Origin of the sequence: Arthrobacter crystallopoietes, assembly GCF_002849715.1 — a bacterium.
GTDB classification, from domain to species: Bacteria; Actinomycetota; Actinomycetes; order Actinomycetales; family Micrococcaceae; genus Crystallibacter; species Crystallibacter crystallopoietes.
On sequence record NZ_CP018863.1, the window covers coordinates 1,785,200 to 1,807,400 of the forward strand.

At 64.7% G+C, this 22,201-nt stretch carries 20 protein-coding genes, 1 tRNA gene and 1 other RNA gene; 9 read left to right on the forward strand and 13 right to left on the reverse strand.

Going from position 1 to position 22,201, the window contains the following annotated elements:
* Positions 1–91 precede the first annotated feature (91 nt).
* From AC20117_RS08500 to ehuB, 5 genes are all read right to left on the reverse strand, one after another.
* Entirely contained in the window at positions 92–1,378 is a 1,287-nt protein-coding gene (locus AC20117_RS08500; protein ID WP_101632565.1) for an aspartate kinase, read from the reverse strand.
* A gap of 252 nt (positions 1,379–1,630) precedes the next feature.
* Entirely contained in the window at positions 1,631–2,476 is an 846-nt protein-coding gene (ehuA, locus tag AC20117_RS08505) for an ectoine/hydroxyectoine ABC transporter ATP-binding protein EhuA (RefSeq protein WP_083339660.1), read from the reverse strand.
* The gene (gene ehuD, locus AC20117_RS08510) at positions 2,460–3,113 is read right to left on the reverse strand and encodes an ectoine/hydroxyectoine ABC transporter permease subunit EhuD (protein WP_074700097.1); all 654 of its coding nucleotides are present in this window, start codon (positions 3,111–3,113) and stop codon (positions 2,460–2,462) included. Before ehuD ends, ehuA begins: the two co-directional genes overlap by 17 nt.
* Entirely contained in the window at positions 3,110–3,841 is a 732-nt protein-coding gene (gene ehuC / locus AC20117_RS08515) for an ectoine/hydroxyectoine ABC transporter permease subunit EhuC (RefSeq protein WP_074700096.1), read from the reverse strand. The genes ehuD and ehuC overlap by 4 nt, the downstream gene beginning before the upstream one ends.
* A gap of 9 nt (positions 3,842–3,850) precedes the next feature.
* Entirely contained in the window at positions 3,851–4,780 is a 930-nt protein-coding gene (gene ehuB, locus AC20117_RS08520; protein WP_074700095.1) for an ectoine/hydroxyectoine ABC transporter substrate-binding protein EhuB, read from the reverse strand.
* Between the two features lie 330 nt (positions 4,781–5,110).
* On the opposite strand from ehuB, the gene AC20117_RS08525 reads away from it, so the two are divergent.
* Positions 5,111–5,890, forward strand: a complete 780-nt coding sequence (locus tag AC20117_RS08525; RefSeq protein ID WP_074700094.1) for a GntR family transcriptional regulator — start codon at positions 5,111–5,113, stop codon at positions 5,888–5,890.
* 6 nt (positions 5,891–5,896) lie between these two features.
* On the opposite strand, the gene recR is transcribed toward AC20117_RS08525, so the two are convergent.
* The 3 genes from recR to ffs all read right to left on the reverse strand — a co-directional run bounded on the left by recR (position 5,897) and on the right by ffs (position 10,214).
* Positions 5,897–6,493 carry a recombination mediator RecR gene (gene recR, locus AC20117_RS08530; RefSeq protein ID WP_074700093.1) on the reverse strand — a complete coding sequence of 199 codons (597 nt, stop codon included), beginning with the start codon at positions 6,491–6,493 and terminating at the stop codon, positions 5,897–5,899.
* A 22-nt stretch (positions 6,494–6,515) separates the two neighbouring features.
* Positions 6,516–10,055, reverse strand: a complete 3,540-nt coding sequence (locus AC20117_RS08535) for a DNA polymerase III subunit gamma and tau (RefSeq protein WP_101632567.1) — start codon at positions 10,053–10,055, stop codon at positions 6,516–6,518.
* Positions 10,056–10,118: 63 nt separating this feature from the next.
* Positions 10,119–10,214, reverse strand: an RNA gene (gene ffs / locus AC20117_RS08540) — signal recognition particle sRNA small type.
* Between the two features lie 138 nt (positions 10,215–10,352).
* Here ffs and AC20117_RS08545 point away from each other — a divergent pair.
* Both AC20117_RS08545 and AC20117_RS08550 read left to right on the forward strand, forming a co-directional pair.
* Positions 10,353–10,437, forward strand: a tRNA-Ser gene (locus AC20117_RS08545).
* Between the two features lie 150 nt (positions 10,438–10,587).
* Positions 10,588–11,583: a GT-D fold domain-containing glycosyltransferase gene (locus tag AC20117_RS08550; protein ID WP_074700091.1), complete on the forward strand. Its 996-nt coding sequence runs from the start codon at positions 10,588–10,590 to the stop codon at positions 11,581–11,583.
* On the opposite strand, the gene AC20117_RS08555 is transcribed toward AC20117_RS08550, so the two are convergent.
* A complete protein-coding gene (locus AC20117_RS08555; protein WP_074700090.1) occupies positions 11,571–12,134 on the reverse strand; it encodes a TetR/AcrR family transcriptional regulator in 564 nt (187 codons plus the stop codon). The two genes, AC20117_RS08550 and AC20117_RS08555, sit on opposite strands and share 13 nt — an antisense overlap.
* Positions 12,135–12,210: 76 nt before the next feature.
* On the opposite strand from AC20117_RS08555, the gene AC20117_RS08560 reads away from it, so the two are divergent.
* A complete protein-coding gene (locus AC20117_RS08560) occupies positions 12,211–12,705 on the forward strand; it encodes a DUF4188 domain-containing protein (RefSeq protein WP_074700089.1) in 495 nt (164 codons plus the stop codon).
* Positions 12,706–12,728: 23 nt separating this feature from the next.
* Here the strand turns inward: AC20117_RS08560 and AC20117_RS08565 are convergent, their stop codons facing one another.
* From AC20117_RS08565 to AC20117_RS08575, 3 genes are all read right to left on the reverse strand, one after another.
* A complete protein-coding gene (locus AC20117_RS08565) occupies positions 12,729–13,634 on the reverse strand; it encodes an oxygenase MpaB family protein (RefSeq protein ID WP_074700088.1) in 906 nt (301 codons plus the stop codon).
* 224 nt (positions 13,635–13,858) lie between these two features.
* Positions 13,859–14,887: an isopenicillin N synthase family dioxygenase gene (locus AC20117_RS08570; protein WP_074700087.1), complete on the reverse strand. Its 1,029-nt coding sequence runs from the start codon at positions 14,885–14,887 to the stop codon at positions 13,859–13,861.
* A 76-nt stretch (positions 14,888–14,963) separates the two neighbouring features.
* Positions 14,964–15,875, reverse strand: coding sequence for an HAD family hydrolase (locus tag AC20117_RS08575; protein WP_074700086.1), 912 nt, complete (start codon positions 15,873–15,875; stop codon positions 14,964–14,966).
* A gap of 227 nt (positions 15,876–16,102) precedes the next feature.
* On the opposite strand from AC20117_RS08575, the gene AC20117_RS08580 reads away from it, so the two are divergent.
* The 5 genes from AC20117_RS08580 (at position 16,103) to AC20117_RS08605 (ending at position 20,973) form a co-directional block, all read left to right on the forward strand.
* Positions 16,103–16,666, forward strand: coding sequence for a hypothetical protein (locus AC20117_RS08580; protein ID WP_236777478.1), 564 nt, complete (start codon positions 16,103–16,105; stop codon positions 16,664–16,666).
* Positions 16,659–18,242 carry a cupredoxin domain-containing protein gene (locus tag AC20117_RS08585; RefSeq protein ID WP_074700084.1) on the forward strand — a complete coding sequence of 528 codons (1,584 nt, stop codon included), beginning with the start codon at positions 16,659–16,661 and terminating at the stop codon, positions 18,240–18,242. The genes AC20117_RS08580 and AC20117_RS08585 overlap by 8 nt, the downstream gene beginning before the upstream one ends.
* Positions 18,239–19,933 carry a multicopper oxidase domain-containing protein gene (locus AC20117_RS23825; RefSeq protein WP_236777479.1) on the forward strand — a complete coding sequence of 565 codons (1,695 nt, stop codon included), beginning with the start codon at positions 18,239–18,241 and terminating at the stop codon, positions 19,931–19,933. The genes AC20117_RS08585 and AC20117_RS23825 overlap by 4 nt, the downstream gene beginning before the upstream one ends.
* Before the next feature lie 73 nt (positions 19,934–20,006).
* The gene (locus AC20117_RS08600; protein WP_074700083.1) at positions 20,007–20,306 is read left to right on the forward strand and encodes a type II toxin-antitoxin system VapB family antitoxin; all 300 of its coding nucleotides are present in this window, start codon (positions 20,007–20,009) and stop codon (positions 20,304–20,306) included.
* Positions 20,299–20,973, forward strand: a complete 675-nt coding sequence (locus AC20117_RS08605; RefSeq protein WP_083339659.1) for a LytR C-terminal domain-containing protein — start codon at positions 20,299–20,301, stop codon at positions 20,971–20,973. Before AC20117_RS08600 ends, AC20117_RS08605 begins: the two co-directional genes overlap by 8 nt.
* Positions 20,974–20,976: 3 nt before the next feature.
* Here AC20117_RS08605 and AC20117_RS08610 read toward each other — a convergent pair whose 3' ends face one another.
* On the reverse strand, positions 20,977–22,188 hold the full coding sequence (locus AC20117_RS08610; RefSeq protein WP_074700082.1) for an MFS transporter: 1,212 nt from the start codon (positions 22,186–22,188) through the stop codon (positions 20,977–20,979).
* Positions 22,189–22,201 lie beyond the last annotated feature (13 nt).

The following is a 22,201-nucleotide window of genomic DNA, read 5'->3' on the forward strand; positions in this document are numbered from 1 at the left end:
CAAATCTGCCAATTAGCCAAAAGAAAGACCGACGGCGGTTCCCGCGTAATGCGGGACCGCCGTCGGTCTTCGTTTTTGGGTCAGTGTCGGATCAGCGTCCGGTGCCGCCGTAGACGGTGGCTTCGTCCTCGGAGTCCAGGCCGAAGGCCGCATGGACGGCGCGGACGGCCGTGTCCAGCAGGTCGGCGTGGGTGACGATCGAGATGCGGATCTCGGAGGTGGAGATCATGTCCACGTTCACGCCCGCTTTGTGCAGGGCATCGAAGAACTTGTAGGAAACTCCGGGGTTGGAGCGCATGCCCGCACCGATGAGGGACAGCTTGCCCACCTGGTCGTTGTAGTCGATGCTGTCGAACCCAACCGCGTCCTGAGAAGCCCGCAGCGCTTCCAGGGCTTCCTTGCCTTCCACCATGGGAAGGGTGAACGAGATGTCCGTCTTGCCGGTCCCCTTGGTGGAAACGTTCTGCACGATCATGTCGATGTTGGAGTGGGCGCCGGCAACAATGCCGAACAGCTCTGCCGCCTTGCCGGGGATGTCGGGCACGCCGATGATGGTGACCTTGGCTTCGGAACGGTCATGGGCCACTCCGGAAATGATGGGCTGTTCCATGGGTTCTCCCTCTTGGATCTTGATCTTGTCGTCGGGGTTGGGCAGCACCCAGGTCCCTTCGTTGGTGCTGAACGACGAGCGAACGTGCAGCGGGACACCGAAGCGGCGGGCGTATTCCACGCAGCGCAGGTGCAGGATCTTGGACCCGGAGGCCGCCATTTCCAGCATTTCCTCGCTGGAGATCTCGTCGATCTTCTGCGCATTGGTGACCACGCGGGGATCCGCGGTGTAGATGCCGTCGACGTCGGTGTAGATCTCGCAGGAATCGGCGTTCAGCGCTGCGGCCAGTGCCACTGCGGTGGTGTCGGAACCGCCGCGGCCCAGCGTGGTGATGTCCTGGCTTTCGCGGCTCATGCCCTGGAAGCCGGCAACGATCGCGATGTCGCCCTTCTCCAGCGCCGTCTTCACCCGGTGCGGGGAGACATCGATGATGCGGGCTTTGCCGTGGATGGCGTCGGTAATCATGCCGGCCTGGCTGCCGGTGAAGGACTGCGCCGTGGCACCCTGTTCCTGGATGGCCATCGCCAGCAGGGACATGGAAATTCGTTCGCCGGCGCTCAGCAGCATATCCATCTCGCGCGCGCTGGGGGCGGAGGTAATCTGGTCAGCAAGATCAAGCAGCTCGTCGGTGGTGTCGCCCATCGCGGACACAACAACCACAACTTCGTTGCCGGCAGCCTGCGTGTCGACCACGCGCTGGGCAACCCGCTTGATGCCTTCGGCGTCCGATACTGAGGAACCACCAAACTTCTGCACTATCAAGCTCATGCGCTCTCTAAACAACTCCTGGATTGGGGCCTACCGGCAGCCTGGCACGATAGGGAATTGGGAAATCTGCCGATGGCTACACGTCGGCTGCAGACGCACTCGGCAAGGAAAGTCTAGCGCCGCGGAGCTATCCGCGGTGAATAGTTTTGAACAAACAGGCCAGTGTGACCTTCGGAAAATCAGGAACAACGACGGCGGCGAGCCGGCTTGTGCGCGGCAGTTGCCGCCGTCGTCAGTTGGGTTTTATCGGTGTCAGTGCGTGCCGATCTGGCCGTCACTGCTGCCGAGCACCGCGTGCAGGAATGCCTGCGTGCGCTCGTGCTGCGGGTTCGTGAACATGACGTCCGGCGTTGCCTCCTCGACAACGCGGCCGCCGTCGAACATCATGACCCGGTTGGAAACATCGCGGGCAAACTGCATCTCGTGCGTGACGATCAGCATGGTGATGTCGGTGGTTTCGGCAATATGGCGCAGAATGCCCAGCACTTCGCCCACAATCTCCGGATCCAGCGCCGAGGTGACCTCGTCCAACAGCAGGATGTCCGGATCCATGGCCAGGGCGCGGGCAATCGCAACGCGCTGCTGCTGTCCGCCGGAAAGCTGCAGCGGGTGGGCATTGGCCTTGCCCGGCAGCCCCACGCTTTCGAGCAGTTCCATGGCACGCTTGGTGGCCTCCGCCTTGGACTGGCCGAGCACGTGGACCGGCGCCTCGATGATGTTTTCCAGCACGGTCATGTTCGGAAACAGGTTGAACTGCTGGAAAACCATGCCGATGCGTTTGCGGATCTGCTTCTGGGCCTTCTCGCTGCGAGCAACGCGCTTGCCGTCGCGCAGTTCGTGCGTGAGCGGTTCGCCGTCGATGTAGATGTAGCCGTCGCTGAGGCTTTCCAGCGTCATGACCAGCCGGAGAATGGTGGTCTTGCCGGAGCCGCTGGGTCCGATCAGGGTGACGCGGTCGCCCTTGGCCACCTCGAAATTGAGGTCCTTGAGGACCACGTTGTCGCCGAACCGCTTCTCCACATTCTCGAACCTGATGGCCGGAACGGCGGCCGCGGTGCCGTTGCCGGCCGCGGTGTGGGGATCAGTAGTTGTAGGCAAGGCGCTTTTCCAATCTGGAGATGAGCAGGGAGGTCGGGTAGCTGGCCAGCAGGAAAATCACGCCGGCCAGGGTGATGGCCTCCATATATCTGAAGTTGTTGCCGCCGAACGTGAGCCCGGCCCGGACCATTTCCACGACGCCGATGGTCAGCAGGAACGGGGTGTCCTTGAACATCGAGATGGCGTAGTTGCCCAGCGCCGGAACCGTTGCCCGCAGGGCCTGCGGAACGATCACTGCCGTCCAGGCCCGCCGCTTCGACATGGACAACGCGGTGGTTGCCTCCCACTGGCCCTTGGGCACGGAGTCGATGCCGGCGCGGTAGACCTCGGCCATGTAGGTGGAGTAGTGGATACCGAAGACTACGATGCCGATGGTCAGCGGCTCGACGGTCAGGAAGGTCCAATACGCGAACAGCAGCTGCACCACAATCGGCGTCATCCGGATGAAGTCGCCGATGAAAGTGATGACGGCGGCAATCGGTTTCGGCACCGACATGCGCAGGATCGCGATGAAGAGTCCGAGCACGGCCGCGATGGCGGTGCTCAGGACGGTGACAATCAAGGTCACCTGGACGAAGGCCAGGAGCAGTTCGGGCAGTACCGCCCAGGCGGCGTCCCAATCCCATAAGCCGTTCATACTTTCCGGCCTCCTTCCACTGCGGCGGTCTCCGGGGTCTTCGGAGTCAGCGCCTCGCGCAGCGATTCGCCGCGGCCGAGGCGGTGCTTGGCCCGTACCTCAAGAGCATTCATGACCAGCGTCAGGATGTACGCGATGACGAAGTAAATCACCAGGCTCACGCCGTAGGCGAAGAAGGTGTCCGTCTGTTCGCGCAGCTGCTCGGTGTGGTAGGTCAGATCGGCAAGGGTGATGAAGCTGACGATTGCCGTGCCCTTGAGCATGTGGATGAGGTAGTTCGTCAGCGAGGGAATCATTAGCGCCCAGGCCTGCGGGAAGATGACACGGATCATCTGCTGCGACTTGGACATGCTCAACGCCGTGGTGGCTTCCCATTGCCCGGTCGGAACCGAATTGATGGATCCGCGCACTACCTCGGCCGCGTAGGCGCCGTAGTTCAGCCCCAGGCCGAGGATGCCGCAGACCATTGCCGGCAGCTCCAAGCCCAGCTGCGGCAGAACGAAGAAGAAGAAGAACAGCTGGACTACCAGCGAAGTGCCGCGGAAAAATTCCATGATCGCCCGGCACAGGCCGCGCAGCACAATGTTGCGCAGCCGCGAGCCCAGGCCGAGGATCACGGCGATAACCATCGCCAGCAGGGCGCCGCCGAGAGTCAGCTGGAGGGTAATCCACAACCCGTCCAGGATCCTCGGCCACGCCTCTGCCAGCGCTTCGAAATTGCTTTCCATAAAAGTGGACTAGCCCAGTTCTCCGGAGCAGAGCTGCTCGGTGGTCAGATCCTTGGGCGGCAGGTTCTCGGCGGTGAAGCCGAATTCGCCCACTACGTCCACGTAGGTCGCTTCGGACTCGGTGATCTTGGCCAGCTCGGCGTTGTAGGCCTCCAGCAGTTCCGTGTCGCCCTGGCGGAAGACGGTGGCACCGGCGCCGATCTGCTCTACACCATCGATAACCTGGACAAACGGCTGCGTCACTTCAATGCCGGCATCCGGGTTCTTGTCGGCCAGCCAGTTCAGCGAGATTGCCGTCATAGCGAAAGCGTCAGCGCGGCCCGCCGCGACGGTGTCCATGCCGTCCTGGGCATTGCCAACGGACTGGACATCCAGGCCCAGCTTATCGGCGTAACCGGCTTCGATGCCGCCGGAGAGCACGGCCAGCTTGATGTCCTCGCCGCCTTCTTCAGCCGCCACAACCGAATCCAGGTCTGTCAGGTTCTTCGGGTTGCCCTCCTGGACCATCAGTGCCGTGGTGTACATGATTTCCGGGTCGCTGAAAGCGGCCTGCTCGCAGCGCTCCGGCAAGATGGACATGCCGGCACTGACAACGTCGAACCGGCCTGCATTCAGGCCCGGAATCAGTGCGTCCCAGTCCACCAGAAGTGCTTCAACGTTCTCGACGCCGAGCTCGCTGAAGATCTTCTCGTGCATGGCAATGGTCGCGCCGGTGGGCTCCCCGCCTTCCTGGAAGGAGTACGGGGCCTCGCCCGCGATGCCAACGGTGACGGTGCCCGATTCCTGGATTTCCGCCAGCGTGTTGCCTGCAGCGGGGCTCTCCCCGCCGCCTTCGCCGCCCTGCTCGATCTGTCCGTCGCCGCAGCCGGCCATCAGCACCAGCGCCAGCACGCTCCCCGCGGCCATTGCCGCCCGGGACTTAGTAGTACGAGCGTTCATCATGTTCCTCTTTCGGTCGTGAAATGGGCGAAGCCACCCGGTCTGCGCGCATGCGCACCCCAGCCGACCCGACCCGAATTTGGGATGACTGAGGTCAACGCTAGTAATTTTCGTCACCACATACAATCTGCAAGTCTGCATGTATGATTGTCGACAGTAGTGCGACCCGGAGTATTTCGCCCCGGTTAAGGGCCAAAATCCGCGTACTTCCGCGGATGTCGGCCCTCACACTTATACTGATTACGATTTGGCCACGATGCGGATTCGTCCCCAACCTGTGCACTGTGCAGGAGTAGTCCGGCGCCAAACGCAAGACACGTAAGGACCCAGATGCCCCAATCTTCTGCCCACCGCAACGCGCCGGCCGTCCTGAGAGTGCATCGTCCCTCGACCGTGGACCTGATCGCCACGGAACTGCGCAACGCCATCTATTCCGGTGCGCTGGCCGTGCGTTCGCCGCTGCGCGAAGTAGAGATTGCCCGGCAGCTTGGCGTAAGCCGCAGCCCTTTGCGTGAAGCCGCCCAGCGTTTGGTCCAGGAAGGGCTGCTGACGGCCAAGCCGGGGCAGGGGATGCGCGTGGCGGTGGTCGGCGAAGACCGGCTGGATGACCTGTTCGAGGCCCGGGTCGCGGTGGAGAGCCACGCGGCCAGGATGATCATCGATAAGCACGACGACGCCGCCGTCGCCAAGGTTCAGCGCGCTTTCGACCATCTGCTGCGGGCGGCCGAAGGCAACGATGCCCGTGCCATCGGCGACGCAGACCTGGATTTCCACTTTGCCCTGGTCGATGCCGCGGACAATGCGCATTTGAGCCGCTACATGTCAACGTTGGTGGTGGAGACCCGTCTCGCGGCCTTCAGCAGCAAGCGCGGCTATGTCGTGCGTAAGGACATTACCCAATCGCACCATGGCATCATGGCCGCCTTGCAGGACTGGGACGCCGAGGCCGCGGCCGATGCCATCAGGGAACACATGGTGGAAGCAGTGGACCGGCTGACAGGCAAGCTGGAAGAGCGGGGCGTTCACGTGGAAACGGTCACCGAGGAACCCGCTCCCGCAGGCGCCTACGCGCTGGGGCCGATCACGCAGCCGCTGACGGAGCTTTCCTGAACTTGGCTAACTAAGCTGGCGCCGGCCTTCGAAGGCGCGGCCCAGCGTCACTTCGTCGGCGTATTCCAGATCTCCGCCGACGGGAAGGCCTGAGGCCAGCCGGGTTACCTTGATGTCGAAGTCTTTGAGCAGCCGCGCGACGTAGGTCGCCGTCGCCTCGCCCTCCAGATTCGGATCCGTGGCGATGATGATTTCCTGGACCTGGCTATCGGTGAGCCGGGTCAGCAGTTCCCTCATCCGCAGCTGATTAGGACCGACGCCGCCGATCGGATTGATGGCACCGCCGAGCACATGGTAGCGGCCCCGGAAGGACCGGGTGCGCTCAATGGCGACGACGTCCTTCGACTCTTCCACCACACAGATTTCGGTGGGATCCCGTCGGGGATCACGGCAGATGTTGCACGTCTCCTCCTCGGAGACGTTGCCGCAGATCGAACAGAACTTCACTCGCTCCTTGACGTTGGTGATGGCCTGCACCAGTTGCTGCATATCGGCCGGATCGGCTTCCAGGATGTGGAAAGCAATGCGCTGGGCCGACTTCGGTCCAATACCGGGGAGCCGGCCAAGCTCGTCGATTAGCTCCTGGACGGCACCTTCGTACACTGAACCTCAATCTCCAAACAGTCTAGGAACCGTCGAGGCTCTGCTCCTCAATCAGCCGCCCGCCCAGTATCCGTTCAATGGCGGCGCGGCCTACCAAGCCCGAGTCTTCGATGGCTAAGTCATCTTCACTGGGAATGTCCTCGACGTGACTCAAGTTTAGGCCACTGCCGCCCCTGCTGCCGAAGGCAGGACCGGAGGGAGCGCCGGCGGGCCTGCCTTGAGCTTCGGCAGCCCTGGCCTGGTTCAGCAGCCGCTGGTACCGGCTCATGGGTTTGTTGGGGTCCAATGCAGCAGCCGTGTCAGGCGTCTCGGCCGACGTTGGAGCAGCAGCGGGGGCCGGTGCCGGGGCTTGGGATGCTGCCGGGGCCTGGGCTGGCGCGGATGCCTGGACCGGCGCTTGCGGGGAGGCTTGGGCAGGGGTCGGTGATGCCTGTGCCGGGAACTGTGGCCGCCTTGGTTCGAAGTCCGGGCTGGCCTCCCAATCATCCGACGGCGGTTCCTCATCCGAGAAGGGAATGTCGTCGTAAGGAGACTGCGGCACATCCGGCACACTCGGGGCAACGGGCTCTTCTGGCTGCGGCCGGTTGATTGCGGGGCGCTGTCCATTTTGGGCGGGGGCTTGCGGCGCAGAGGCTGCACCGGATGCCTGGGGCGGTTCCCATACCGTTGGCCTAGTGGCGGCGGGCTGCCCTTGGGCGAGGTGGCCGAATACCGGCTGTTCCCCTGGCGTCGGCGGCGGTACGGTGACTGGTTCCGCTGCTGCCACTGGGCGGGGTGATGATGCGGCAGACGGCGCGCTTGCTGCGGACGGGGCGCTCTGCGCGGAGGAGCTGCTGGGGGCCGACGGACTGCTCTGGACGGACGGTGCGCTTTGTGCGGATGCGGCACTGGTGCCCGACGGACTGCTGGCGGGTGACGGTGCGCTTTGGGCGGACGCTGCACTGACACCCGATGGAACGCTGCCCGCTGATGGCGCACTGTGCCCCGATGCCATGCTGCTGGTGGAGGCCGCGCTCTGGGCAGAGGGTTCGCTGAGCGCCGATGGAGTCCTGGCGGGGAGCGTGGTGGTCGCAGTAGCCGCAGTTGCTGGCTGAATACCCGCAGAGGCGGGGTTCGCGTTCGGAATGGGAGCCACGGGTCCCCACACATTGCCAACGTTCTGCGCAGGAACTGCCTGACGGTTCTGGGCAGGGCCGGTGGCAGGGACAGGCCAGTTCCGGTCGGCATTCAGCGCCGGGGCAGGCCCGGCCGCAGGCGCGGCAGGGGAGCCGGCGGCCGGCATGGCCGGTGCGGGCGCGTTCATAGTCCGAGGTGCCGCGCCGTCTGCCGGCGGCTGCCAGCTAGTAGGTACTTTTGGGGCGGGTTCACCCGCTGCCCGGGCTGAGCCTCCGGCCGTAACGTCGATTGCACAGTCGACGCCGAGCACCTTGAAGATGCATTGTCTGAGGATTCCGGCGTTCTCCTGCTTGCTGCTGAACGCATTCATCGCACCGGAGTTCGAGAAGGCCACTGTCAGCGTCCGGCCATCGAAACCGGCAAGCGAGGTGTGAGGTTCGACTGTCATCCAGAGGAACTTCTTCTCGGTTTTCAGGACATCCATGATTTCCGGCCAGGCACGGCGGAACATCTCCACTGATCCGGTGGCGCCAGAAGCAGCAGGGCGCTGTTGGGCTGCCGCGGCCGGGGGGCCCGATTGCGCCGGGGCCGGAGCTTGGTGGCCTGTCGGTGTGCCCGGATGCGTTGCGGGTCGCGGGCCTGACTGTGCGGGGGAAGAAGGGCCTGCTTCTGCTGCTGCAGGTGCCGTCGGCTGGCCTTGTGTGGGCTGTTGTGCCGGTGCCGGTGCTGGAGCTTGCTGGCCAGATGCTGCCTGCTCCATAGGAACTGCAGGCGCGGGAGTGGCGGGCTTTGCCGGTTCGGGCTCGGGAACCGCGCCCCAAGTGCCGCCCCAATCACGCGAGGCAGGCTGCTCTTCCGGCTGCGGTGCGGCAGGAGCCGGGGAAGCGGTGGGTGCCGGCTGAGAACCAGTCGGCGCAGTCTCCTCGGCAGCCGGCTGCGTCTGCTGCCGCGGTTCTTGCCGGGGCTGGATGGGAGCGGGGGCGTTCTGGGCCGCGGGCTGAGCGGGTGCGTTTTGGGTCGCGGGCTGGACGGGGGCCGGGGCAGACTGGGCGGGAGCCGGAGCGTTCTGCGGCGATGGCTGCGTTTCTGCTGCTGGCGCTGGCGCTGCTGGTCCCGGTGCTGCTACCGGTGCGGGTTGGGTGCGGGCGGCGCGGAGCGCTTCCCGGACCTGGGCTGCCCCGCTGGCGCCTTCCGCGCTTGGTACGGAAGGTGCGGATCCGGCGTCGTAATTGGTTTCTGCGGCGGGCGGAGCATGATTCGGCGCTCCGGCGGGGAGTTCCCCGGCGTACGCGAGGCGGCGTTCGATCCGGTCCACGCGGGCCGCGACGCCTCGTTCGGCCTGGTCGGCGACCGGCAGCAGGATGCGGGCGCAGAGAAGTTCCAGGTGCAGGCGGGGCGAGGTGGCGCCGGTCATCTCGGTGAGCGCCTGGTTGGTGATGTCCGCGGCGCGGGAGAGTTCGGAGGAGCCAAGCTGGTTGGCCTGGGTCTGCATCCGTGCGATCTGGTCTTCGGGCACACCGCGGAGGATCGCGTTGGCGCTCTCCGGCATGGCCTTGACGATGATCAGGTCGCGGAAGCGCTCGAGCAGGTCCTCGACGAAACGGCGCGGATCATGGCCGGTCTGCACCACGCGGTCCACGGCGCTGAACACGGTGGAGGCGTCCTGGGCAGCGAAGGCATCGACGACGTCGTCCAGCAGCGAGGCGTGGGTGTAGCCGAGCAGGGAGACGGCCAGTTCGTAGTCCAGCCCCTCGGGGCCGGCGCCGGCCATGAGCTGGTCCAGCACGGAGAGCGAATCGCGCACGGAGCCGCCGCCGGCGCGGACGACGAGCGAGAGCACGCCGGGGGCTACCGGCACGTTTTCCTGGTTGCAGAGCAGTTCCAGGTACTGCATCAGCGGCTCCGGCGGCACCAGCCGGAACGGGTAGTGGTGCGTGCGCGAGCGGATGGTGCCGATGACCTTGTCCGGCTCGGTAGTGGCGAAGATGAACTTGATGTGTTCCGGCGGCTCTTCCACGATCTTCAGCAGGGCGTTGAAGCCGGCCGAGGTGACCATGTGGGCCTCGTCGATGATGAAGATCTTGTAGCGGTCCCGGACCGGGGCGAAGGTGGCGCGTTCGCGCAGATCGCGGGCGTCGTCCACGCCGCCGTGGCTGGCGGCGTCGATCTCGATGACGTCCAGGCTGCCCGGGCCGCCGCGGCCGAGCTCGACGCAGGAATCGCATTGTCCGCAAGGGGTCGGCGTCGGGCCTTGGGCGCAGTTGAGGCAACGGGCCAGGATCCTGGCGGAGGTGGTCTTGCCGCAGCCACGCGGGCCGGAGAACAGGTAGGCGTGGTTGACGCGGTTCTTCTGCAGAGCCGCCATCAGCGGATTGGTGACGTGCTCCTGCCCAATAACGTCCGCGAAGGAATCGGGGCGGTAACGACGGTAGAGGGCTGTACTCACGATAAGAACCCTATCGGTTGCGGCTCGTACTTTGCATCAGGCATCCCGGCGCTGGGGATAGACGTAAAAGACCCCTCATGCACCTGCCAGAGCCCGCTTACCCTTGCTACCTTCCGGTCCTGGGGGAGTTCACAGGATGACACCACATGAGGGGCCGTCCAATAGTCTACCCGAGATGGCCGGGTGGCTGAAAATCGGTCCGGCGCGGAGGGGGCGGCAGTGACGTGCATCGCGCGATTCGCCACTTTCGGAAGCCGTCAGGTAGTCTTGTACCTGCTCTTGTTGAGCAAAACATCTGGAGGATTCGCCTAGCGGCCTATGGCGCACGCCTGGAACGCGTGTTGGGTTCACGCCCTCGGGGGTTCAAATCCCCCATCCTCCGCGGATAGGAAAAAGTCCCGCCCCTGTGGCGGGACTTTTTTCTTTAATTGAGTGACTGTCCGCCGAGGCTCACCGGTTTCGGGTACGGCCGGCGCTAATATCTGGTGATACGTATTATCGGCCCCTGGTGGCCGCACAGGCAGGGGGCGTCATGTCGAAAGTTGATGTACTGCGACGGATCGTGGCAGGCACGCTGCAGCATCGAAAGAAGACGCTCGACGCCGCCAACAAGCAGATCAAGCTCCTTGAAGAGCAGAACAAGCTGCTGAAATCGCTGGTGAAGACCCAGGATTCGCTCGTCCAGACCGAGAAGAAGCGTGACGCGGTCATCGCGAAACTGCACTGGGAGGCGCAGCGCACGCGCACGATCGCGGAGAACATCCGCGGGGCGGTCATGGCACCCATTCGCCATGACATTGCCGAGGTTATGCAGTCCAAGCAGCTGGACCACCTGGAGACGCTGGCGGTGATCCGCGATGAGCGGAAGAGTTTCGCGCGGTTCGGCGACGGGGAATTCCGTCTGATGTACCGCCGCGAGCACCAGCTGAAGTTCCAGAAGAACTCGCCGGAGCTGATGGCCGCGCTGAAGAGCGTCCTGGTGTCGCCCCATCCGGACACCTTGCTTGGGATGCCGCAGGTGTTCCTCGGACTGCACTGGTCGATCGTGTTTGCGGAGACCTGGCATTTCGTCGGGCCGCTGGTGGCAACCCAGGAGCGTTTTGGCAACAGCCATGTGACCCGCCCTGCCATGTTCACTGAATACGGTGAGGACGCCGTTGAGGCCTGGCGGTCCGTCTGGGCCGGCCGGGATGCTGCCGTGATTACCGGTGCAGGTTCCCGCTTCGACCTGATCGACCCGCTGTTTGGGTCGCTGAACAGTTCGCGGGAGTTCTTCTCGAAGCCCACGGACGCCTTTGATGATCTGGCGCGGCTCGTGGAGGAGGTGGTGGCCTCCGGCCTGGACCTGGCGTTGCTGTCACTGGGGCCTGCCGCCACGGTCGCCGCCGACATGCTCGCCGCGCGCGGAGTGCAGGCCCTGGACGTGGGGCATTTGTCCGCAAGCTACCTGAACGTCCTTGAGGGCGCCGCCCTGCCGGAGGAAATGCCCACCGCGCGACAGGTCGAGGCCAAGGTTCAAACCGGGTAGGTCCGCTCAATGGCGCGCAGGGCTGTTTCGTAGGCGGCGGCCCAGTCAGTGCCGGGCACGTCCGCGAGTTCGAGGCTGACGAGTCCATGAACCTGGCCCCAAATAGTTGCCGCAACCAGCGGCACGGACTCCTCGGAGCCAGCTGCGGCGAGTGCTTTGGCCACCGCCTCGTACAGGGGTTGGATGGCGTTCGAGGATGCGTCCGGACTTGGTTCGCAAGGGATCTGCGCGGCGGTGGAGCCGAACATCAGCGTGTAGAACGCCGGGTGCTCCAGCGCCCACTGACGGTAAGCCTTGCCAAGCGCCGCCAGGCCGCCGGGGGAGGCGGCCCGCTGGGAATCCCCGAAGGAGCGGAAGGCATCGTCGACCACCGCCGTCAGTAACTGCGACTTGCCACCGAAAAGCGAGTAGACCGCCGTCGTCGATGTGTTGGCCGCGGCCGCCACATCGCGCAACGCCACCCGGCTGGGGCCCTGCTCGGCCATGAGGTTTGCCGTCGTTTCGATTAACCGTTGCCGCAGTTCGGAATCGTAAACAGTAGGTCTTGCCATAGCTCTCATTGTTCCATAACATTGTTTTATAACGTCGTTACGAAATGAATCGGCACCAAGAACGTAGGAGAAGGCCATGGGCCAGAGCGTCATTCCCGGCAGGTTTACCGCGGTGCCGGAGACAGAAACCGTGACCGTTTTCCTGATCGGCATGCGAGCCAACCGCTGGTGGAAATTCGGCAAACTGCTGCCCATGTCCACGGCCATGGCTCGCATGCTCAAGCATCTGGCGGCTACCCCGGAGGCGGGTCTGCTGGGCTTCCATTCCTGGTTCGGCAGGACCACCCTCATGCTTAGCTACTGGGAAAGCCCCGAGCACCTTCAGCGCTTCGCCGCGGACCGGACCGCGCCGCATCTTGAACCCTGGCGCAAATTCATGCGGGAATCGGCCGGCAGCGGAGACATCGGCGTGTGGCACGAGACTTACCAGGTTGCCGTGCGCGACCAGGAGTCCGTCTACAGTGACATGCCGCCGTTCGGGCTCGGCGCCGCGACCAAGAGCGCACCTATCGGGCGCGGTGCCAACACCGCGCGGCAGCGGCTGGGCCGGCAGAAGCCCGCGAAGGTCTGAGGTTTTGCGACCCGGCGTGAGAGTCAGGCATTCTGCTGGGAGACCCGGGCGATACGCCGGCGGGCAGATATTTCGCTCGGTGGTTTCCGCCCGAGGCCCAGGCGCACAAATGCCAGTACTAGCCGGGTAGCCGAACGTACCGGGAGCGGGAACGGGCCAAGCGACGGTTTCTTCAGGCCCAGCAGATCCAGATAATGGGGTTCCAGCGTGTTGACCGCGCCAGCGAAAAGGATCTGGTAGCCGAGCCGCTGGGAGCGGGGGAGCGGCGGGTGGCGGATGAACTCCACAGCCTCTGACACCTTGGCATCATGCAGCAATTCCGGGCGGAAGGCGGCCAGCTGCTCATCCAGTTCTGCGCGGGTCCGGGGCGGATGGGGAACCTGCATCAGCTCTCCGGCCTTGGCCCACTCGGCGACGTACTGGTCCTGGCCGCCCGGTATCGGTTTTCCGTATGCGGTATGCGCGGCCAGGAAGGCCTCCACGAAGGCCAGATGTACCCAGCTGAGCAGGTCGGGATCATTGGCATAGTAGCTGCGGGTTGCTCCCCGGGCATCCGTGTAAGTGCCGCGGACCCTTTCGTGCAGTTTCAGGATGCGTTCGCAGGCGGTGTGCGCCGCAGCCGTATCGCCATAGGTGACCGTCATGATCCACCGGCTGGTGGACGCCAGCCGGACCAGCGGCCGTTCCCGATACATGGAGAAATCGTCCACGCCCGCCAACGCACCCGGATGCAGTGATTGCACCAGCAGCGCCCTGATCCCTCCGACCAGCGTGTTCACGGAGCCGTGAACAGCCCAGACGGCCGAGCCCGGGGCGAAGAAACCTTCGTCCTTTCCCTCGGCGAGATCCAGAGCCCACTGCGGCACTTCCCCGTTGGTGGCCGACAACGTCCTCCGAAGCTCGCGCCGCAGCACTTTGAGTGCGCCCATGCCTTCATTATTGAACGGGCGGCAGCAACTGTCATCGCCGCCGGGCGGATTGCCGCCGCGACTGAATCAACTGGAGAGAACAGGGGCGGTAGGCCTCCGTTGGACCCCAGTTCTCTCCACTCAAGCGGAAACCAAAGTACGACGCCGGGTGACCGGCGAATCCAAGCCGGGCACCCGACGTCGTACGCGGGTTATTGAAGCGCCAGCGAAGATGGCGCGGGAAGCTACTTGGCGAGCAGCTCGGGGTAGTACTTTTCGGTCACATCGGGGTGGGCGCGCGCGCGTCCCTTGAGCATGTTGGCGCCGAACTGGGCCAGCATCGGGTTGTTCGGATCGTCCGAGAGGCCGCGGGATTCGGACTTCAGCTCGTCCGGGAGCGGGATCGGGTCGATCTTGGCATCCAGTCGCGGCGACCAGAAGAACGGTACCGAGTAGCGGTCCACGCCGGGCGGCGGGGCTTGCACGCGGTGAATGGTTGCGGTGATGTAGCCTTCCGTGGCCACCTCCAGCATCTCGCCCAGGTTCACCACCAGCGCGCCTTCGATCGGCTCGACCGGCAGCCATTCGGTGGTGCCGGGAGGCTGCACTTCAAGGCCGCCAACCTGGTCCTGCAGCAGCAGCGTGATGAAGCCGTAGTCGGCGTGGATGCCCACGCCCTGGTCCCCGGCATCCTCGACGACGCCGCCAACGTAGTGCACCAGCTTGCCCATCCAGTGCGGGCTGCCGGCATACGCTGCGTCGAAGTAGTCCTCGGGCAGGCCGAGGCCCACGCCGATGCCGGAGAGCAGTTCCCGGCCCACGGTGGACATCAGGTCCGCCCAGGCCATGGCCTTCTCGCGCAGATCCGGCTGGGCCTGGTCCGGCCACTGGTTCGGGCCGCGCAGCAGCAGGTACTTCTGGTCCTCGGTGTAATCGGCAACCGGTTCTGACTCCGGCGAGTAGTCCAGCTGCTCGCGGGCATCCGCTTTGCCCTGGGTGCGCTCGGTGCCCATCCGGGTGTAGCCGCGGAAGTGCGGCGAGTTGCGGTTGTCCAGCTTCAACCGTTCCTCGAGCGGCAGGTTGAAGAAGCGCTTCATGGCGTCGAAGAGCTCTGCCACCTGGTGCTCGCCGGCGCCGTAGCCGGTGATCTGGAAGAAGCCGACCCGGTGAGCGGCGTCGCGCAGCTGGTCGACGAAGACGGGGTTGAAAGAGCCGTCTTCGTGGCGTGCAGTTCGGAGGTCTAGAACAGGTATGGTCCCCTGGTTGTTTGACATGCTCGCAGACTAGCACTCGTCATACTTGACATCCGCGCGTCGGTTACGAAATGTGTTTTTCTGCCCCAGGCGTGCTTTAGAGCGTCTTGGCGATGGCCGCCCAGGTACGCAGGAAAGCGCCACCCGAGTACTCGTGGATGGAGTCCGGGAAGCCCAGGTGCGCGGCGGTCAGCACCGGGTACGGCTTCTCCGGGATGCCGTCCGCGGGACGCACGTCCACGTGGACCACCGCATGCCCGTTGTAGTGCAGGGTGTCCGCCATCGCGTAGTCGGTGCGGGAATCGCCCATGGTCCGCCAGGCGTGCGGAATGACCCCCTCTGCCGCGAGCAATTCCAGGGCCCGCTGGGCGCCGAGGTCCTTGCCCAGCCGGATCGATTCGATATCGGTGGAGATGATGGTCGGATCCAGCCGGTAGTCCACCTGGTCATCGCTGTCCGGCTCATGGTGGTCCAGCCGGCTGGCACCCAAGTTGAACTTGCCCATCAAAGCCAGCGCCTCGGCGTCGAACTCTTCCTGCAGCCGCCGGTATTCGAGGTTGTCCGCCTCGACAACCTGTTCCACGGAGACCATCGCGTGCTTGGTCTCGTCGAAGAACATGTGGCTGGAGTAGCGGGTCGCCACCAGCTGCCGGATCTCCGCGGCGTAGTCCTGCGGGACGGACAGCGAGCGGTCAACGTGGATGGTGCCCGGGCCCTCGGCGCCGAAGCTGAACCAGACCGCGCCCTTCTCGCACACCGCATGGAAGCGGACGCCGCTGGGGATGCCGGCGGCCAGCATCGGCTCCATGACCTGCTCGCGGATGAAGGCATCCGAGCGGCCGGTATTGAAGACCACCGGCCAGCCTTTTGAAGCCATGGTCAGGAGTGCCTCGAGAATGCTCGCCGGCACGGTGCGGCTGACCGGGCTGGCAATCGGACCGTCCACATCAAGCAGGAGACCGATGGGTGGCTGGGCAGGGCGGTGCGGTGTGCCGGCGGTGAGAGTCATGTCCTCATTATCCCAATCCGCCGCGCTGCGTCGAAGGCAGCCGGGTGACCCTACGTTTTCTCCAAGGTTTTGGTTGCAAGCTGAAGGGACCACACCATCCAGACGTAGTTGGGGATACGGAAATGATGACAGTAGTTGGGGAACATACTGTCGCGCCTGAGTCCGAAGGAACCGAGGTTCCAACGGGCTTGACGCGCAGAGTATTTGGAGTCCTAGTAGGCGCCGGCGTGGCCGGCATTATTGGCGGAGGCAGCCTTCTCTCAGCCTCGAAGAACGCCGCGGATACCGGAGGGATCTCCCGCGGATCCGGTGTCTGGACAACCTTCGGGAGCGTCCGCATCGTAGCCGCGGAAAGACAGTCGCGGATGCCGCAGGCCCCGGGCGCGGGGGGTTCTACCGCGGCCGCTACCGGTGCAGCATCATCCGGCCACGACCATGGCGGCGCAGCTGTGTCCGGCACCCAGCCGGCCAACTTCACCTGGGGCGACCATGTGGTGCTGCAGCTCGAAGTCCACAACGGACTGGACCGACCCGTCCTCTTCTCGCCCGGCCAGCTGAGGCTGAAGGTGGGATCCGATGGGCCCACTGTCACCAACAGGTCATCCGGCGCCGGCAAGGGCGCTTTGGAACCAGGCGCTACCAACAACTTCTGGATCAGCTTCCTGGTGCCCTCCGACAATGAGCAGCTGTCCGCCGAATTCACGGATCCGTGGTCGGACGGCGCGCCGCTGGCCCTGGAACTGCCCACGGTCCTCCGCCGGCCCGGATGGCTGGAGAACAATCATGGGTGAGTTCGAAAACAACGTTCAGCACAACGACGACGGCGGGGCCCTCCCTGGCGAGGACGCACCGGTGAGCCGCTGGAGCTTCGTGAAATACGGGGCTGCCGCGGGGCTCGGCGCGCTGGCACTGGCCGGTGCGCAGCCGGCCCACGCGCGAACCGCGACGCCGACGGAGGAGGCGGAGGCCCCGGAGGCCACCGATCTAGCGACGGGTGTTGCTACCGGTGTGGCTACCGAAGAGGCTGAGGAGCTGGAGCCGGCTGACGAGGCAACCGACGAAGCTCTGGACGAGGAGCCCACCGACAAGGCGACCGACGAAGCGGAAGCTCCGGACGCAGAGCTGCTGGAATCGGACCGGGAAGTGCTGGATGTCTACATTAACGAGGGCTACCTCAAGATGGTGGATGACTCGCTGGTCTACTTCCGCGGGTTCGGCGACCGCCCCACCGAGAAGAACGACGCCAACCCCAGCCTCACCCTAAAGCCCAAGGTCTTCCTGAAGGACGACACCTGGGTGGACAGCCGGATCTACCCAGTAGGCGCGCCGGAACCGCCCCGCGGTACACCGACGCCGCTGGGGCCGGACCCTGAAAATCCCGGCCAGTACTTCGTCCGCAGAGCCCACTGGGGCAGCTTCATGCCGGAGCGGGTGATTGTGGCCGAAACCGGCAGCACGATCACGCTGCGCGTGCACAACCGGCTGGCCAAGGACCACGAGTTTGCCATCCACAAGGCCGGCGACGACGGCGAAGACGTCAGCACTGGCAAAATCGCTCCCGGCAAGGTCGGCACGCTGGAACTGAAGGCGCCGGAACCCGGAGTCTACATTTACAGCGATCCGGGCAACCAGCCGGTGGAACGGACCCTGGGCCTGTACGGGGCACTGGTGGTCATGGACCCGTCGGACGCTTGGTGCATCTCGACGGACGCGGCCGAATTTGAACGCCAGTGGGTCTGGCTCTGCCATGCCGTGGATCCGGTGTGGGCCAACATCGAGGCCAAGGGCGGCACCGTGGACCCGGCCAAGCAGAAGGCTGTGCCGCGTTACTTCACGCTCAATGGCCGCAGCGGCTACGAGTCCATGGGCATGACCCGCAACGACGCGTTGAACCGCGCCTCCGATGAGGAGACCACGATCTCGGGGTACCCGCGGCAGTTCGACGCCCGGGAGTTCGCCGAGGGCTCGGCCATCGGCTCGCTGCGCGGCGGGCAGCTGGTCCGCATCGTCAACTGCGGGATTGTCTACCACCAGATGCACTTCCACGGCAACCACCTGTGGACCGTGCGCTGCGATAACGAGGACTGGAGCCGCGACGAAGGGCATGTGGATGAGAACGGCTACGTCTGCATCCAGCAGTGGGAAGACGTCATCAAGGTCAGAGGGATGGAATCCAAGGATGCCATCATCCCGATCAAGCGGCCGCCGGACGCGGTTGACCAGGTCTGGGCCAATCGGAAAACCGATTGGGCGTACCCCATGCACTGCCACTCCGAATCTTCCCAGACCGCCGCTGGCGGCATGTACCCGGGCGGTCTGACCTCACACTGGATCATTAAAGCGCCTCTCGAAGGAGCGAAATCATGATGGAAACATTGCTCCCGGGCAGAAGGCTGAGCTTCCAGGAGCGGAAGGCCGCCGAGAAGAAGCGCAAGGAAGCCGCAGCGAAGAAGAAGCGGGAACAGGAGGCCCGGCGCAAGCGCGAGGCCGAGGCGAAGAAGCGGGCCGCGGAAGCGCGGAAAAAGCGCGAAGCCGAAGCAAAGAAGCGTGCCGCCGAAGCCAAGCGCAAGGCCGATGAGGCGAAAAAGCGGCGCGAGGCGGAAGCAAAGAAGCGCGCCGAGGAGGCCAAGCGCCGGCGCGAGGAAGACGCGCGCCGGAAGCAGGCGGCCGAGGAAAAGCGCCGCCGCGAGGAGGAAGAGGCCAGCAAGCCCAAGCCGCCGCCGACTTCGACCACGCCGCCTCCAACGGACCCTAACAAGCCCACGGAGCCCGACGAAAACACCGATCCCTCGGACCCGGAGGACAACACCGGGACCGAGCCGGAAGACAGCACTGATCCTACCGAACCGGACGGCAACACTGATCCGACCGAACCGGATGACAACAGCGGGTCCACCGATCCGGACCCCGAACCCGAGCCGGTCCCGGAGCCTCCCGTTGTGGAGGAGGAAGCCCGGCACATCTTCGACAGCCAGGTGGACTTCAGCTCGAACCAGAACGAGCAGGATATGCCGGTCACCGAATTCAAGATGACCCCGAACATCAGCTACGAACTCGACTTCTACGGCACCGACCTGAGGTTCGACGACGGCGCCGAAGTGGAGATGTGGAGCTTCGAAACCGACGATCAGCGCAAGTGCTTCCCTGGCCCACTGATCAGGCCGAAGGAAGGCCAGATTTTCCACGCCAGTTTCAGCCCGAGCAAAGGCAACCACACCATCCACTGGCACGGTATGGAACCGGACCCCCGGAACGACGGCGTGGGGCACACCTCCTTCGAGATCGCTGGGGAATACACCTACCAGTGGCAGCCGGAGAAGGGCAGGCCTGGCGTCGCCGACTACGGGACGGCCGGAACGTACTTCTACCACTGCCACGTGAACACCACGCTCCACGTACAGATGGGCATGTTCGGGCCCCTCATCATCGACCCGATCGTGCATGAGGATTTCCCCGTCACCCCGGGAGCCCGTCGGGCGTTCGTGGACGGACCGGAGTACGACATCGACACCGAAGCGCTCCTGATCCCGTACAGCCTGGATACGCGCTGGCACGGCATGAACCATGCTGCCGGCCTGTCGGGCGAAGACGCGGGCCTGAACCACTTCCAGCCGAAACATTTCTACGCGTTGGGAGGGGAGCTCGCGCGCCGTCCCAGCGGCAAGGAACAGGTTTGGTCGATGAAGTCGCTGCGCGCCAACGTGTACAAAGAGGGTGACTACCGCAAGCCCACCCTGCTGCGGTTGCTGAACGCCAACTACCTGCCCACCATGCTGCGGTTCCAGGACAAGTACGGCAATCCGGTAGCCATGGCCGAGGTCATTGCCCACGATGGCAGGCCGTACCGCGACACCCACGAGAAGGACGGGGTCTCACTGCCCTGTCGCGACGCCGGCTACCCCATGATGACCAGCGCACTGGCATCCGGGTCCGCTGAGCGGTATGATCTGCTGCTCTTCCCTCCGGCAGCGGGGGACTACCAGGTGGTGCTGGACTTCAAGGACTGGATCACCGACGAGGTGATCGGCCAGCGCATTATCCCGCTGAAGGCCTCGTAACCTTTTGGGTACAAGAAGGGCACGCGCCGGATGAAATGTTTCGTTCGGCGCGTGTCTTCTCTACGCTGGATTGGTGATCTTCAAAGCCGTAGGCGACAGCCGCCCATATCCTGACCATGGTTACGAGAGCCCCAAGGACTGGGCCAGCGTACCGCCGCGCCAGGTCCGGCTCGACGAACTCATCACCACCAAGAGCACGCTCGATCTGGAGGCGCTGCTGGCCGAAGATTCCACGTTCTTCGGCGACCTGTTCCCGCATGTGGTCCAGTGGCAGGGCAAGTTGTACCTCGAAGACGGCCTCCACCGGGCCGTCCGGACCGCCCTGCACCAGCGGGCAGTCCTGCATGCACGGGTGCTCGTGATCGATGACTAAGCCCTCGAACCTGCCGCAGAAGCCGAAGCGGAAGCCAACGGAAACGCTGCGTCTGCAGGGCCGCAATATCATCACGGAGGACGACCTGGACGAAGTCTTTCCCGACGACGGCGACGTAGAGAAGCCGGAAATCTACAGCCACCGGAAGATCCTGCATGGTTTTGTCCTGACGCTGCTGGTGGCTCTCATCATTGCCTCCGTTCTGACTGCCCTGGCGGTGGTGCGCGGCGACCTGAAGATTCCGGGCTGGTCCCACACTCCGACACCCGAGGCGACGTGCCCAGCAGCCGTGCACGAATACCCGCCGAACGATTCCATTACCGTGAACGTATATAACGGCACGCAGGAGGAAGGCCTGGCAGGCCAGACTTCCGGCCTGCTTGCCAAGCGCGGTTACGAGATCGGCGAAGTCGCTTCGAAGCGCATGAGCCGCACAGGCCTCACCGCCGTCATCATTTCCGGGCCTGCCGGGGAGGCCAACGCCTTCAACCTGCAGCGGAACATTCCGGAAACGGAATACGTGGCGGATCAACGCGAAGATGCCAGTGTGGATGTCGTACTCGGGTCCCAGTTCAAGCAGCTCGTTCCGACGGACAGCGTCGACCAAACTGCGGGAACGCTGAGCTGCCCGCGGCTCTCGCCCGAACCCACTGAAGCCGCAAAGTAGGTTCTAGGCAGCGCGCGGCGGACGATGTTTGCGGCCGTGGACAATGTAATAAAGTACGACGGTGGCAAGCACCAGGACGCACAGCGCACCGAACATTCCCGGGTAGCCTGTCAGCGGCAGGAGGGCGCCGAGGACCACTGGACCCACGCCGACTCCCAGGTCGAGCATCAGGTAGAACGTGGACGTTGCCGTGCCGAGGCGCATTTCGGGTGCCTCGGTGACCGCGATGGCCTGGATGCTGGGCGTGAGGCTACCGAAACCTAAGCCGCTGAGCACGCCGGCCGCGGCGACGGACCACACGGCCGGCTCCAGGGCGAGCAAGCCGAGGCCCGCCGCGAAGACGGCCAGAGCGGGGTAGATGATTGCGTTGTCGCCCCGGCGGTCGTGGATCCGGCCCACGAACAGGCGGGAGACCAGCACGGCCACCGCGTAGACCAGGAAGAACATGCTCGCAGCGGAGGCGATTCCCTGCTCCAGGGCATATGAAGTGAGGAAGGCCAGGAAGCCGGAGTAGGCCACGCCGCAGACCAGAATGACCGTCGAGACGGGCAGCGCGCCCGGCTCGAGCACCGCCGCCAGCGAGATTCGTCGCCGGCCGGTTCCCCGTTTCCGCCCGGACCCGGCGCGCTTGGGCAGCTCCGGCAGGCGGATGGCGAGGGCGATCAGGAACGCGGCCACCGAGCACGCCGCGCAGAAAAAGAACAGGCCCGCGTAATTTCCTCCGGCCGAAAGCAGCACAGCCAGGAACGGCCCCAACGCGATGGACAACGTGGTGGACAAGCCGAAGTAGCCCGTCCCTTCGCTCCGCCGCTCCGGCGGAATCAGCGTCTGCACCGATGCGGCGACGGCGGTGCTGCCCGCGCCGAAGGCCATGCCGTGGATGATGCGCAGCGCCAGCAGCAGGGGCAGCGAACCTGCCGGAATATAAAGCAGGGAGGCGGCCACGAAGACCAGCAGGGCCGCCAGCAGCAACCGGCGCCGGCCCACCACATCGAGCAGCCAGCCAGCGAAAATCCGGGCGAACACCGAGCCGATAATGAAGGAGCTGGAGGCCAGGCCGGCCAGCGTGTCCGAGGCCCGGAACCGCTCCACCGCGTAGAGCGCCATCGAGGTCATCAGCAGGTAGAAGACCATCGAGATGAACAGGTTGACGGCGATCGCGAGAACGAAGTCCTTGGTCCAGAGCTTTCCGGACTGCCGGCCGCTCCCGCTCATGCACTGATCCCTT

Bases quoted from the DNA above. Each gene is read 5' to 3' on its own strand.
- AC20117_RS08500 (WP_101632565.1), bottom strand. From the start codon at position 1,378: ATGAGCTTGATAGTGCAGAAGTTTGGTGGTTCCTCAGTATCGGACGCC.
- ehuD (WP_074700097.1), bottom strand. From the start codon at position 3,113: ATGAACGGCTTATGGGATTGGGACGCCGCCTGGGCGGTACTGCCCGAA.
- ehuC (WP_074700096.1), bottom strand. From the start codon at position 3,841: ATGGAAAGCAATTTCGAAGCGCTGGCAGAGGCGTGGCCGAGGATCCTG.
- ehuB (WP_074700095.1), bottom strand. From the start codon at position 4,780: ATGAACGCTCGTACTACTAAGTCCCGGGCGGCAATGGCCGCGGGGAGC.
- AC20117_RS08525 (WP_074700094.1), top strand. From the start codon at position 5,111: ATGCCCCAATCTTCTGCCCACCGCAACGCGCCGGCCGTCCTGAGAGTG.
- AC20117_RS08550 (WP_074700091.1), top strand. From the start codon at position 10,588: ATGTCGAAAGTTGATGTACTGCGACGGATCGTGGCAGGCACGCTGCAG.
- AC20117_RS08555 (WP_074700090.1), bottom strand. From the start codon at position 12,134: ATGGCAAGACCTACTGTTTACGATTCCGAACTGCGGCAACGGTTAATC.
- AC20117_RS08560 (WP_074700089.1), top strand. From the start codon at position 12,211: ATGGGCCAGAGCGTCATTCCCGGCAGGTTTACCGCGGTGCCGGAGACA.
- AC20117_RS08565 (WP_074700088.1), bottom strand. From the start codon at position 13,634: ATGGGCGCACTCAAAGTGCTGCGGCGCGAGCTTCGGAGGACGTTGTCG.
- AC20117_RS08570 (WP_074700087.1), bottom strand. From the start codon at position 14,887: ATGTCAAACAACCAGGGGACCATACCTGTTCTAGACCTCCGAACTGCA.
- AC20117_RS08575 (WP_074700086.1), bottom strand. From the start codon at position 15,875: ATGACTCTCACCGCCGGCACACCGCACCGCCCTGCCCAGCCACCCATC.
- AC20117_RS08585 (WP_074700084.1), top strand. From the start codon at position 16,659: ATGGGTGAGTTCGAAAACAACGTTCAGCACAACGACGACGGCGGGGCC.
- AC20117_RS23825 (WP_236777479.1), top strand. From the start codon at position 18,239: ATGATGGAAACATTGCTCCCGGGCAGAAGGCTGAGCTTCCAGGAGCGG.
- AC20117_RS08605 (WP_083339659.1), top strand. From the start codon at position 20,299: ATGACTAAGCCCTCGAACCTGCCGCAGAAGCCGAAGCGGAAGCCAACG.
- AC20117_RS08610 (WP_074700082.1), bottom strand. From the start codon at position 22,188: ATGAGCGGGAGCGGCCGGCAGTCCGGAAAGCTCTGGACCAAGGACTTC.